Annotated in this window: 11 protein-coding genes and 1 pseudogene; 1 reads left to right on the top strand and 11 read right to left on the bottom strand. The window is 58.5% G+C overall.

Going from position 1 to position 13117, the window contains the following annotated elements:
• Positions 1-55 precede the first annotated feature (55 nt).
• The 10 genes from F560_RS22770 to ilvB form a co-directional block, all read right to left on the bottom strand.
• Positions 56-1438: an anti-sigma-I factor RsgI family protein gene (locus tag F560_RS22770; protein WP_019005117.1), complete on the bottom strand. Its 1383-nt coding sequence runs from the start codon at positions 1436-1438 to the stop codon at positions 56-58.
• Complete coding sequence (gene sigI, locus F560_RS0107555; RefSeq protein WP_019005118.1) at positions 1435-2238, bottom strand: RNA polymerase sigma-I factor; 804 nt, start codon at positions 2236-2238, stop codon at positions 1435-1437. The genes F560_RS22770 and sigI overlap by 4 nt, the downstream gene beginning before the upstream one ends.
• Before the next feature lie 138 nt (positions 2239-2376).
• Complete coding sequence (locus F560_RS0107560) at positions 2377-2802, bottom strand: hypothetical protein (protein WP_019005119.1); 426 nt, start codon at positions 2800-2802, stop codon at positions 2377-2379.
• Positions 2803-3057: 255 nt separating this feature from the next.
• Positions 3058-3606 (bottom strand): peroxiredoxin, encoded by a 549-nt coding sequence (locus tag F560_RS0107565; protein ID WP_019005120.1) that lies wholly within the window; start codon positions 3604-3606, stop codon positions 3058-3060.
• A gap of 136 nt (positions 3607-3742) precedes the next feature.
• Entirely contained in the window at positions 3743-4822 is a 1080-nt protein-coding gene (gene leuB, locus F560_RS0107570) for a 3-isopropylmalate dehydrogenase (protein ID WP_019005121.1), read from the bottom strand.
• Positions 4823-5106: 284 nt separating this feature from the next.
• Positions 5107-6300, bottom strand: a complete 1194-nt coding sequence (locus tag F560_RS0107575; RefSeq protein ID WP_019005122.1) for an aminotransferase-like domain-containing protein — start codon at positions 6298-6300, stop codon at positions 5107-5109.
• Between the two features lie 74 nt (positions 6301-6374).
• A complete protein-coding gene (locus F560_RS0107580) occupies positions 6375-7925 on the bottom strand; it encodes a 2-isopropylmalate synthase (protein WP_019005123.1) in 1551 nt (516 codons plus the stop codon).
• Between the two features lie 214 nt (positions 7926-8139).
• Positions 8140-9135, bottom strand: a complete 996-nt coding sequence (gene ilvC / locus F560_RS0107585) for a ketol-acid reductoisomerase (RefSeq protein WP_019005124.1) — start codon at positions 9133-9135, stop codon at positions 8140-8142.
• Positions 9136-9393: 258 nt separating this feature from the next.
• Positions 9394-9879 (bottom strand): acetolactate synthase small subunit, encoded by a 486-nt coding sequence (gene ilvN / locus F560_RS0107590; protein WP_019005125.1) that lies wholly within the window; start codon positions 9877-9879, stop codon positions 9394-9396.
• The gene (ilvB, locus tag F560_RS0107595; protein ID WP_019005126.1) at positions 9876-11621 is read right to left on the bottom strand and encodes a biosynthetic-type acetolactate synthase large subunit; all 1746 of its coding nucleotides are present in this window, start codon (positions 11619-11621) and stop codon (positions 9876-9878) included. The genes ilvN and ilvB overlap by 4 nt, the downstream gene beginning before the upstream one ends.
• Before the next feature lie 636 nt (positions 11622-12257).
• Between ilvB and F560_RS0107605 the strand changes: the two genes are divergently transcribed.
• Positions 12258-12707 (top strand): GNAT family N-acetyltransferase, encoded by a 450-nt coding sequence (locus F560_RS0107605; RefSeq protein WP_019005128.1) that lies wholly within the window; start codon positions 12258-12260, stop codon positions 12705-12707.
• Positions 12708-12880: 173 nt separating this feature from the next.
• Here the strand turns inward: F560_RS0107605 and F560_RS24975 are convergent.
• A pseudogene (locus tag F560_RS24975) lies at positions 12881-13117 on the bottom strand (group II intron reverse transcriptase/maturase); the annotation flags it as partial.

A 13117-nucleotide genomic window follows, 5' to 3' on the forward strand; every position in this document is an offset into this window, starting at 1 on the left:
CCTCCCGATCCGATCCAATATCGACAGGTTCGGGCAGACCTGAAAAGCACATTGCTTAATCTTTCGATTTGCCGTCCTGATTCCGATCCGCGCTGCGCTTCGAACCGCCGTCATGCCGGCGGGACGGGTTCCGATCGTGATTTTCGGTCTGCCGATTTGAAGCATTTGAGATCAGGCTACCGCTGTTTTGCCCTTTTATTTTGTTTTCGTTGCGAACTTCCCGGTTGCGATGTCCGTTGTTCCGCTCGCCGCCGTCGCCGTAGCGCCGGTTGCCGCTTCCGGTCTTCCCGCCGCGTGCGCCCCGGTTGTCGTCGCCTCGCCGGTCTTCGCGGTCTTTCTTCTTCCCTATCTTATTCTCCTTGCCCGCTTTTTCTGTCCGATCCCGATGATCCCGGGTCACAAGCGCGCCGCCCGAAGTTTGCCGAGCGTTGCTCTCCTGTTTTCCGCTCCTTTCTTGATTCGCGTTTCGACCCCCATTTTCCTGTTTTTCCCGGTAATTTTGTTTCTTCCGATTTTCCTGCCGCTGCTGTTTCCTCAATTCATCCCGCTTTTTCCGGTCCTCTTCGACTTTATCCTTCAGCGCAGCCAGCAGCTTGTTCCATTCGTCTCTTTCGCTGCCGTTTTTCAAAGCGGACGAGGCGGACTCGCTCTTTGTGTCCGGGTTCGGCTTGTTGCCCGTAAGAACTTGTTGGACGCCTCCCCACTCGCTGGCGATCGTCTTCATCGATTCATGCCGCAGCGTCTCCAGCGGCACCTCATGCCCCTGGCTTTCGGCCTTCAGCCAGAAGGCCATTTTCCCGGTGGATACGCCGCTTTTCTTGGCTTCCTCCCTGACTTCGGCGGGGACCGATACCGCCATAATTTCCGGAGCGTTGTCCGAAGCGCCGCCAAGCCGCTTGGCCGTCTGCTCGATCGCTTTTTTCATGCTGCCGATGATTTCGGCTTCCCATTCCGCGTCGACTTTGCCTACGGCCACGCTTGCCAGCACGACTTCGCCGCCCGAGTCGAGCAGCTTCCGGGAGGCAAGCTCTTCCGCAAGCCGGGCGGTTACGTCTTCGACGGTTTGCCCTTTGTATTCGATTGCCGCGACGATCGGCCTCGCATCCGCATTCAAGGCGCGCAGCTCGCGCACGTATTCCCTGCTGTCGATGCCCATCTCGACGCTCGGATTGACATCCATCGAGACGTAAGCGACAACGGTCGGCGTCTGAAACCACCACAGTCCCAGCAGCAGGACGAAAGCGGCAACGGCAGAAGCGCCCAGAATCGCCGCCGTTCGGCGTCCCCCAAGCAGGCCGCGCCGCGCTCCGGTCCGTGCCCATTCGATTTCGTCGCCGATCCGGAAATGGGGCAACCGCTTGACCCGGACGAATTGGCCGCCGGGCGCCAGCACGATCGCTTTTCTCTTTTCCAAAGACAGAATGACGGCCCGATTCATGGCGTTTCACCCTCCATGCCTTTTTCCGGACTTTCGATGTATGGTTTTAAATGTCGGTACGGTCCGCCGGCGATCAAAGCCGTCGCGATCAAGTACTTGCGGTTGCGTTCCAGCGTTTTCCTGGATACTTGCTCCGCTTCGCACAGCTCCTTCAGCGGAAGCTGGCGCCTCTCTTTGAGCATGGCGAACAAAACGGGATTCGCCGCCAGCCTCCGGCCGATTCCGAGAAGCATGTTTCGCGAATCCAGATGCTTGGGGGATTGCTCGCTCAAATCCGCGAAGCTGATGCCAAAGCCCGCAAGCTCCTCGGCCAGCGCCTTGATTTCTTCCAGACGCGTTTCCCGGTCCTGGTCCTGCGCGTAAGCCTCGAGCGCTTCTTTCGCTTCGACTTGCGACAGGAGCGACGCGCCCTCTCCCTTATCGCCCTCCAGGGCGCTGTACGGCACAAGCGACGCGTGCCGCTCCTCTTTGCGCGCATAATCGATAAGCCGCCTCGTGATCACCTGCGAAGCAAAGGTTAGAAACCGTCCGCCCGATTGCGCCGAGTACCCGTTGATCGCCTCGTCGAACGCAAGCAGCGCCACGCTGAATTCGTCATCCCGGGCGGGATCGATGTATCGTTTGCAAAATCGGCTAGCTGTCTTGAGGATAAAAGGCCGATAACGTTGAATCAGTTCGTTGCGAAGTTCCTCGTTCCCTTGCTGAATGGACGCGACCATCGCTTCCGGCGTATCGCCCTCCGGCGCGCCATCGCTATCGGAACGGTGTCCGACCCATTTTTTCCACAGTGCGAGCAGCAAAAACTCACCCCACAAATATAGAGTTCGGATGCTCAAGCGATTATCGGCGGGCATCTCCTTTTTCGTGCAGAAAAACGCCCCCGCACCGTGGCGCTGCCGACCAGTGGGGGACGCTCAACACTGCCTATTCGTATCGGGTTAATACGCGCCGCCGGACGTCCGTTTGAAACGAAGCTTATGGCGGCGTTGAGCCAGCATGCCGAGCCGGCGCTTGAGCTGCTGCTCCCATTCGGCATCTTTAAGCTCTTTGGCGAACGTAAGTAAATCCAATGCCATGTCGATCTGATACTGAACAATGTACAGCGGGTCCTCATCCTCATGGTTGATGCAGTTCTCGTGGAGGGCTTTGTCCGATTCGTCAACGTAGTCGTTGAAGTCGACTTCGGAGGCGCCGTCGCCGTGCGCGTATTCAGCCAAAATCTCGTACTCGTTCTCCACCAGGTAGTGGACTTCGACACGGTGGCATACCGGACAAAACAATATTGGAACGTTATGGATTCTCGTTCTGAAATGTTTCAGCGTCCCTTTTGTGCCGATCATGCTCGCTCCGCAGCAAAAACTCATCGTTACCCCTCCCCGTTCCATGAAGATGAATGGTGCTATTCACTATATTCTTCTTGCGTTTGCGGAATTCCTCCCGATTGGCTATAGGACCTTCCGTATTATCATTTTGCCGCATTTTGTCGGAAAAGTAAAACGGTCGGGCTGTTTTTTATCCTTTGCAGATTCGTCTCCGGCCAAACGCCCCCCTTAAAAAGACGCGAAAAGGCGCATGCATCGAGCATGCGCCTTCGTAACCGGTTATGTCCGGAAGCTGTCTTATTTGGCAACCAGGTGCTTGTCCCCCGGCTTCCAGTTGATCGGGCACAGACCGCCGGATTGCAGCGCTTGAAGCACGCGGAGCGTTTCGTCCACGCTGCGGCCCACATCGTTGTGGTTGACGACCTGGTATTTGATAATACCGTCCGGATCGATGATGAACAGACCGCGCAGGGCTACGCCTTCTTCTTCGATCAGAACGCCGTAATCCCGTGCCGTCTTCTTCGTGATGTCGGCGGCGAGCGGGAAGTTCAGCTTGCCAAGGCCGTTTTCGCTCTTCGGCGTATTGATCCAGGCGCGGTGGCTGTGAATGCTGTCGACGCTGACGCCGAGAATTTCCGTGTTCAGCGCGCGGAATTGTTCAGCCGCTTCGGAAAGCGCCACGATTTCCGTCGGGCACACGAACGTGAAGTCCAGCGGATAGAAGAAGAATACCAGCCATTTGCCTTTGTAGTCGGACAAAGAAACTTTGCCGAAGCCTTGTCCGTCGCCAAGCGCCGTTTCAAGGGTGAAATCCGGGGCGGGGAGTCCTACCAAACGTTCTGCCATGATTCATAACCTCCTACAGTTCGGCCTGATGGCCGGGTATTTGTCTATCCTTCATGGTATCATCATTGAGAAGGAAAATCAATATGGAACGATTACTTGTTTAGAATAAATATAAACTAGCAAATCGTTTAGCGGATCATTTCGCCAATGCGGCTACGATCAAATCGCCCATCTCGCTCGTGCTGACGGCTTTGCTCTTGTCGACGGCAATATCGCTTGTGCGATGGCCGGCGTCAAGCACCTTTTTGACCGCGTCTTCGATCGCTTTCCCCGCTTCCAGATAGCCGAAGGTCAGCTGGAACATCAGCGCCACGGACAGAATCGTCGCAATCGGGTTGGCGATGCCCTGGCCTGCGATGTCCGGAGCCGAACCGTGCACCGGCTCGTACAGTCCGAAGCTGCCTTCGCCGAGCGAAGCGGAGGCCAGCATGCCGATGGAGCCGGTCAGCATTGCGGCTTCGTCGCTGAGGATGTCGCCGAACATGTTCTCGGTAACGATGACGTCAAAGCTGGACGGGCGGCGCAGCAGCTGCATCGCGCAGTTGTCTACGAGCACGTGCTCAAGCTCCACGTCCGGATATTCCGGCGCGATGCGGTTGACCGTCTCCCGCCAGAGACGGGACGTCTCGAGCACGTTCGCCTTGTCGACGGAAGCCAGGCGTTTTCTGCGTTTCCGGGCGATCTCGAACGCCTGGCGAACGATGCGCTCGACTTCGGATACGCTATATACGCACGTATCGACCGCTTCCTGGCCGCCTTCCCCTTCGCGGCGGAATTTGTCGCCGAAATAGATGCCCCCCGTCAGCTCGCGGACCACGATCAGGTCCGTGCCTTCCAGCACTTCCGGCTTCAGCGTGGATGCGTCCTTCAGGCAGTCGAACACGACGGCGGGCCGGATGTTGGAGAACAGGCCGAGCGCCTTGCGGATGCCCAGCAGCCCGGTTTCCGGACGAAGCTCCTTCGGATTGTTGTCCCATTTCGGACCGCCGACCGCGCCGAGCAGCACGGCGTCCGCCTTTTGGCAAATTTCCAGCGTTTCCTGCGGCAGCGGAGTACCCTTCTCGTCGATGGCGATGCCGCCGAACAAGCCGTATTCCAGCTCAAATTTGTAGCCGTACAGCTCCTCCGTTTTTTTCAGCACTTTAATCGCTTCCGCCACCACTTCCGGTCCGATTCCGTCCCCGGAGATGACGGCAATTTTTTTCACGTCTGCCATATGCGCGTTTCACTCCCGATTTTCTTAGTGTAGCGTTGTCCGAAACTCTCCATTCATTTGTAGCACATTTCCGTATCCCCGGCAAAATAGATAAATCCTATCGTTTCGATAGTTTCAACCTATAATTTCGCGTGACCGTTTCGTCCCGAGCGCCTTACGAATGCTGGCCTGAGTGCCTCCCACGAATGTTGTCCGAGTGCCTCGCGTATGCCGCCTGTTTGCCGCCCGTACGCCGCGAAGATCGCCCCCGGCGGATCGCCGCCGGGGACGAAACGCGGTCCGGTTCAGACCGCTACGCGTTTGATCGCGCGATTCATCTTCTCCATACCGGAATAAGTGGCCTCGTAATCGTTGTGCGTGAAGTTCATGCGCAGCGTGTTGTGCTTCGGGTTCTCGGCGTAGAACGTTACGCCCGGCACAAATGCGACTCCCTCCTCCACGCACGCCTTCAGCAGCTCCGCCGTATCGACCCTCTCGGGGAATTCAAGCCAGAAGAACATGCCGCCTTTCGGCTCCTCCCACTTGACGCCGGGCCAATTGTGCTTGGCGAGCAGTTCGGCCATTTGCCGCATCCGCGCCTCGTATTCCTTCCGCACGAACTCGATGTGCCCGTCGAGATCGAAATGCGAAAGCAGCTGATACAGGGTCTGCTGGTCCAGCGAGCTGGAATGCAGATCCGCAGCCTGCTTCGCTTGCGTCATGTTGCGGATCAGCTTCGAATCGCCGATGACCCAACCGGTTCTAAGCGCCGGAGCGACCGTCTTGGAGAACGTGCTGGTGTAGACGACGCCCGAACCTTCCGGATGCTCGTCCAGCGAGAAAATCGACGGATACGTAACGGATCCGTCGCCGAAACTCAGCTCGCCGTAAGGATCGTCCTCGAGAATCAGCGTATCCGTCCTGCGGCACAGCTCGAGGGTGCCGCGGCGGCGCTGCTCGCTCCACGCCTTGCCGGTGGGGTTCGAGAACGTCGGGATGACATAAAGCATTTTCGGTTTGTACCGCTCAAGCTTGGCGGCCAGATCGTCCAGATCGGGACCGTCGGCGTCCCCCTCGACCGAAACCGGCACGGCGCCGTAGGAACGGAACACTTGCAGGGCGGACAAATACGTCGGGCGCTCGACCAGGATCACGTCGCCCGGATCGAGATAAATGCGGGAAAGAAGGTCGATCGCCTGCTGCGATCCGGTCGTCAGCAGCATATGGTCGGGCGTCACCCGCACGCCCTTGCGCGCCATTCGGGCGCACAGCGCTTCCCGCAGCGGCAGGTACCCTTCGGTCAAGCCGTACTGAAGCGCTTTGTTGCCCTGTTCCATGACCCGTTGGAACGCCTCCGACACCGCCGTCACCGGGAAGTGCTCTTCGGCGGGGAGTCCGCCGGCGAACGAGATGATGGAATTGCCTTGCGTCAGCTTTAAAATTTCACGAACCGCCGAAGAAGAGAAGCTCCCCATCTTGGCGGAAAACCGATAGTTCATTCGGGGTTCCCCATTTCCGGTTCCTAAAATATCGCAAAGTCCCCGAACGCTTGAGGACTCCGCCGAAAAACGGATCAGATTAACGTTACGTTGTCGCGGCGGCTGCGCGTGGGCGCGTTCCGCTTGTCGATCAGACGGTTGAGCGCGTCGACGTAAGCGCGGGCGCTCGCTTCGAGAATATCGGTGCTGACGCCGCGGCCGTGCGCGCTTACATCGCCCTGCCGCAGGACCACGTGAACGTCGCCAAGCGCGTCCGTGCCGTCGGTGACCGATTTGATCGTGTAGTCGTCCAGTATAACTTCTTCTTTCGTCAGCTCGTCGATCGCGCGGTAAATGGCGTCGACCGAGCCGTTGCCGCCCGCTTTCGTCTCGACAAAGCCTTCGGCGGTCTTCAGCCGGACGGTAGCCGTCGGGCCCGTGCGGCTGTCGAACGAGACGACAAGCTGCTCCAGGGCGAACACTTCCGGCGTCTCGACCATCTTCTCTTCCAGCAGCGCGATGATATCCTCGTTGCTGACGTCCTTCTTGCGGTCGGCCAAGTCCTTGAACTTGCCGAACGCGGCGTTGATCTGCTCTTCCGTCAAGTTCTCGAAGCCGAGATCGATCAGCTTCTCCCGGAACGCATGGCGTCCCGAATGCTTGCCGAGCACGAGCTTGCTGTCCTTGAGGCCGATCGTCGCCGGGGAGATGATTTCGTACGTCGTCTTCTCCTTCAGCACGCCGTCCTGATGAATGCCGGATTCGTGCGCGAACGCGTTGGCGCCGACAATCGCCTTGTTGCCGGGAACGACCATGCCCGTCAGCTTGCTGACCAGCCTGCTTGTCTTGGCGATCTCCTGCAGGTTAAGTGTTGTCTTCGCCTGGAAAAATTCCGCCCGCGTATAAAGGGCCAGCGCCACTTCCTCGATCGCCGTGTTGCCCGCACGTTCGCCGATGCCGTTGATCGTGCCTTCGATCTGGTCGGCCCCGTTCAAGATGGCCGCAAGCGCATTCGCCGTCGCCATGCCGAGATCGTCGTGGCAGTGCGCGGACAGCTGGATGCGCTCGATGTCCGGCACGTTCTCCTTCAAGGTTTTGAAGATGTTTCCGAATTCCTGCGGCGTCATGTAGCCGACGGTATCCGGGATGTTCACGACCGAAACGCCGTTCTTGACGGCAAGCTCGGTGACCTGGCACAGGAAATCCAGCTCCGTCCGTCCCGCATCCTCGGCCGAGAACTCGATTTTGCTGAAATATTTTTTGGCGTACCGGATCGCCCGTTCGGCCGTCTCCAGCACCTGCTCCTTCTCCATCCGCAGCTTGTGCTTGCGGTGAATCGGGGATGTCGCGATAAAAATATGAATGCAAGGGTCCTGCGCGCCCTTCAGCGCTTCGCGCACCGCGTCGATGTCCTGCTCGCGCGAACGCGCAAGGCCGACGACGGTGGCGTTCTTCACCGCGCGCGCGACCGCGTTGACCGCGGCCAGGTCGCCGGGAGAAGCGGCCGGAAAGCCCGCCTCGATCCGGTCGATTCCGAGGCGTTCCAACTGATACGCGATTTCGAGTTTCTCTTGGGTGTTCAGGTTGACACCGGGGGACTGCTCCCCGTCGCGCAGCGTCGTATCAAAAATGTATATTTTCCGCATATGGCAGCTTGATGCCCGCACCTCCTGAAGCAGCTAATGAAGTTCAGACCGCCCTGCTGCTGGTCTTGGTTCGATTATAACATAATCGGAAGCGCCTTCTAGCGAAATCCGCAAGTTCGGACGAGATTTGCCGGGAATTTCGCAACCCGCCGAATCTTGATAAACAACCCCGGCTTTGGCCGGGGTTGTCCGATTGCGCGTTGGGGCGCCGGAATTACTTCTTGTTGATCCAGTGCATCAGGCCGCGCAGTTGGGAGCCGACCACTTCGATCGGATGCTCGGCTTCGTTGCGGCGGGTAGCCGTAAGGAAGGCGCGCCCGGATTGGTTTTCCAGGATAAAGTCGCGTGCGAAGCGGCCGGATTGGATGTCGGCGAGCACTTCTTTCATCGCTTTTTTCGTTTCTTCGGTTACGATGCGCGGACCGGTCACGTAATCGCCGTATTCGGCCGTGTTGGAGATCGAGTTGCGCATCGCGGCGAGACCGCCTTCATACATGAGGTCGACGATCAGCTTCAGCTCGTGCAGGCACTCGAAGTAGGCCATTTCCGGAGCGTAGCCCGCTTCGACGAGCGTTTCGAAACCGGCTTTGACGAGCGCGCTTGCGCCGCCGCACAGAACGGCCTGTTCGCCGAACAGGTCGGTTTCCGTTTCTTCGCGGAACGTCGTTTCGATAACGCCCGCACGGGTACAGCCGATGCCTTTCGCGTAAGCCATGCCGATTTCAAACGCTTTGCCGGTGCCGTTTTGGTGAACGGCGATCAATCCGGGAACGCCGAAGCCTTCTACGTACGTGCGGCGAACCAGATGGCCCGGGGATTTCGGAGCGACGAGCAGAACGTCGGCGTCTTGAGGCGGAACGATTTGGCCGTAATGGATGTTGAAGCCATGGGAGAACATGAGTGCGGCGCCTTTTTTCAGGTTCGGCTCGATTTCGTTTTTGTAGACGGCGGCTTGCGTTTCATCGGGCATCAGGATTTGCACGACATCCGCCCTGCGGGTCGCTTCGGCAACGGACAGCACTTCGAAGCCGTCGTTGCGGGCCGCTTCCGCGGATTTGCCCTCGCGCAGGCCGATGATGACGGACAGGCCGCTGTCGCGCAGGTTTTGGGCTTGAGCGTGGCCTTGGCTGCCGTAGCCGATAACGGCGATCGTTTTGCCTTTCAGAGCGCCGAGATCGGCGTCTTTTTCGTAGTACAATTTAACTGCCATTGGATGTGTTTCCTCCTTCTTTATGAAAAAACTATATAGGCAACCCTCATGAAACGGGCGTCCCAAGAGAGAACCGGGCCGCAAGTTTTCGATCCGCCACAAGCCGGCGCCCGCCGGAACGTCTAGGCGGCGCCCTCCGCATCGGAAGGCCGCAGGACAAGCCTCGGGCGCGGGACGATCGGCCCGCTTTGCGCGGTTCTCTCCTCGAACACCCGCTCCCGGGGGAAGCGAGCGGATAGGATGAAGGCAATAAGCCCGTTACTTCACGCCGCGGGTCAAGGCGGTGACGCCGGTGCGGGCCAACTCGCGAATGCCGTACGGCTTGAGCAGCTCGATCATCGCCTCGATCTTCTCGGAATCGCCGACCACCTGCACGATCAGGCTGGTCGGACTGATATCGACGACGGCGGCGCGAAACGTCTCGACGATGCCCAAAATTTCGGGCCGGGCGGACGGCTCGGCGGAAACCTTGATCAGTCCGAGCTCGCGGGCGACCATCGGATTGGAGCCGACGTCGATCACCTTGATGACGTCGATGAGTTTGTACAATTGTTTCTGGATCTGTTCGAGCGTGTGGTCATCGCCTGTCGTCACGATGACCATGCGGGACAATCCCGGTTCTTCCGAAGGGCCGACGGTGATGCTCTCGATATTGAAGCCGCGTCTTCCGAACAATCCGGATACCCGTTGCAGAACGCCCGGCTGGTCGTTGACGAGAATCGCGATCGTATGTTTCCGGTTCATTCCGCATCCCCCATGATCATTTGGTCAATCGTACTGCCCTGCGTAACCATCGGATAGACGTTCTCTTCCTTGCGGACCACGAATTCGACGACCGCCGGACCCGGATGGTTCAGCGCTTCGGTCCAGGCGCGGCGCGCTTCCTCCTTGTTCGTCGCGCGGAACGCCTTGACGCCGTACGCTTCCGCCAGCTTGACAAAGTCCGGGCTGCCGGCAAGATCGATGTGGCTGTAGCGGTTGTCGTAAATCAGCTCCTGCCACTGGCGAACCATGCCGAGCACCTGGTTGTTCAAAATCGCGACTTTGACCGGAATATTGTTAATCGCGCACACCGCAAGCTCCTGGGCGCACATCTGCATGCCGCCGTCGCCGTTGATGGAGACGACCGTCCGGTCCGGGTTCCCCATCTGCGCGCCGATGGCCGACGGGAAGCCGAAGCCCATCGTGCCGAGTCCGCCGGACGTGACCCAGGAACGAGGCTTGTTGAACGGATAAAATTGCGCCGCCCACATTTGATGCTGTCCGACGTCGGTCGTCACGATCGCGTCTCCGCCCGTCGTCTCGTGAATCATCGAAATGACCCACTGCGGCTTCAATTCCTTGTCGGAATCGATATATTTGAACGGCTTGGCCGCCTTCCACTGCTGGACCTGCGCCCTCCAGGCATCCGCCTTGTCCGCCCGTTTGGCGCTTTCGTTGGCGACTTTGAGCACGGCTTTGACATCGCCGACGATCGGAATGTCCGTCGGCACGTTTTTGCCGATTTCCGCGGGGTCGATGTCGATATGGACGATCTTCGCGTTCGGCGCAAAGCCGTCCAGCCGGCCCGTAACGCGGTCGTCAAACCGCGCGCCGATGTTGATCAGCAGGTCCGAGTTCTGGATCGCGGTGTTGGCCGTCCAGGTGCCGTGCATGCCCGGGAAGCCGATATGCAGTTCGTGTCCGCTCGGGAACGCGCCCAGACCGAGCAAGGTCGTCGTGACCGGAATCTGCGTCTTCGTTACGAATTCGTACAGTTCCTCGTGCGCGCCCGAATAGATGGCGCCGCCGCCGACAAGGAGCAGCGGGCGTTCGGCCTGCTCGATGGCCCGCAGCATTTTGTCCACCTGCATCCGGTTCGGCTGCACGGTCGGATTGTAACCGCGAAGCTGAACGGACGTTACCGGCTTAAACAGCCCCTTTGCCGCCGATACGTCCTTCGGAATATCGATCAAGACCGGACCTTTGCGGCCGGTGTTGGCAATATGGAACGCCTCGTGAATGATACGGGGCAGATCCTCGACCTTGCGCACCAAATAGCTGTGCTTGGTGATCGGCATCGTGATCCCGACGATATCGGCTTCCTGGAAAGCGTCCGTGCCGATCAGGCTCGTCGCCACGTTGCCGGTGATGACGACGAGCGGCACCGAATCCATATAGGCCGTTGCGATGCCGGTGACCAGGTTGGTCGCTCCGGGACCCGAGGTGGCGATGCAGACGCCGACCTTGCCCGTGCTTCTGGCGTAACCGTCGGCCGCGTGAATCGCCCCTTGCTCGTGACGGGTCAGCAGATGTTTAAAGTCGTCGAAGCCGTACATGGCATCGTAAATATAGAGAACGGCGCCGCCGGGATAGCCGAAGACGCATTCAACGCCCTCCAACAGCAAACTTCTCAGCAGCATTTCCGAACCGGTAATGACTTCCGGTTTGCTCCATTTTTCAATCAGCTCTTCTTTGGATTTCAGCGTGGCACTTTGCGCGCTCATCCGTCATCCTCCTTTCGCAATTTCGGATCGTTAGGCCAAACGGTACGCCGCTCGCAAAAAAACGCTCGTCCGTTTCGGCGACAACGACTCGGAAAAAGGTCGAAAGACCGTTTTTCCGAATCGGAAATCAAAAAAACCTTCCGCCCCTGAACATTCAAGCAGAACGTTCTGGGACGAAAGGTTGTTCCTTCCGCGGTACCACCCGGATTCGCCGCGCATCTCGCGATGACGGCCTCGTCGAGTATGGGCGCCAAACCTTTAGCGCTAAAGGGGCAAGCCGCATACTTCGGGCGCGATAACGTGCGCCATTCCGATTCACCCTACAGCGCCGACAAGCGGCGGTTCAAGCGAACAGCTCCAAGGAGACCCAGCGTACAGGGATTAAGGCATCGGTCTCAGCAATTCCGACGCTCTCTGAGCTTAAGAGCCCTCGCGCTTCTTCCTCTTCACGGCCATTGCGTTAAATGTTAATTCGATACAGCTTTGATTATATTCTTTGCTCAAGCGTTCGTCAATACACGTTTCGAATTCGAAAAGCGAAATAGGCGGAGGTCCGCCGGAAGGGGAGGATCATACGATGTAGAAGCGGCCGTTTCGATTGGCAAGTCGTCTTCGGCGGCCCAAAGGAGGTGCGCCATGATCCGGTGGAAAAACAAGCGCGACATACCCGACATCGTTCGCCTTGTCCGTTCGCAGCTCGTGCCGATCTCGCCGTGGTTCCATCCTCGCGACAAAAGGCTGTACGACATCGTTTCCCGGCGAATCCAAAGCGGTTCCACGCTCGTCGCGTCGCAAAGCCGCAGCGGCTCCCCGTTTGCCTTCGTCCATTTCAATATCCGCCAAGACCGGCTGTTTATCGATCTGCTTGCGGTCGACGCCGCGTTCCAGGGAAGGCGCTGGGGCACGGAGCTTATGATGCAAGCCGAGGCGCATGGCCTGGGCGAAGGCTGCACGGTCGCTCATCTGTTTGTCGACGAAAAGAACGAACGCGCTCTTCGTTTTTACCGGCGTCTCGGCTACAAAGTCGCAAGGCACGTAAAAGAGCTGCACTGTTTCGAGCTCTTCAAGCCGTTGGGCGGTGATTGACGGCTCAAACCGAAAAAGGCTGCGCGGAGCCGTCTCCAAAACGCCGACGGCTTGGGCCGGACGATTCGGAAAGAGAGGCGAGGGCTTGTCCTTTTCTTTTCCGATCGCTCAGATCGAGTAGGAGGGGGCGGCTAACCCCCGTCCTCTCACAACACCTAGCATGCGGGTCCGCACTAGGCGTTTCCAAAAGGTTGACAAAGTTCCAGATAACGAGAAAGCAAACTTTTCAGCCCTTTTGCTTCCCAATAGGAAGTTGGAAGGGCGTTGTTTATGGTTCGGGACATTTCCCAAGGACCTCGTCTAGAATTGGCCATCATGAAGACCATCCAATCGGGCATGCCAAGCGCCCGGAGTTCGCGGATGCGGGTTCGTACCCGTTTCCACTGTTTCCATTGGCACATGCGAAGCCT

Origin of the sequence: Cohnella laeviribosi DSM 21336, assembly GCF_000378425.1 — a bacterium.
Classification (GTDB): domain Bacteria; phylum Bacillota; class Bacilli; order Paenibacillales; family Paenibacillaceae; genus Cohnella; species Cohnella laeviribosi.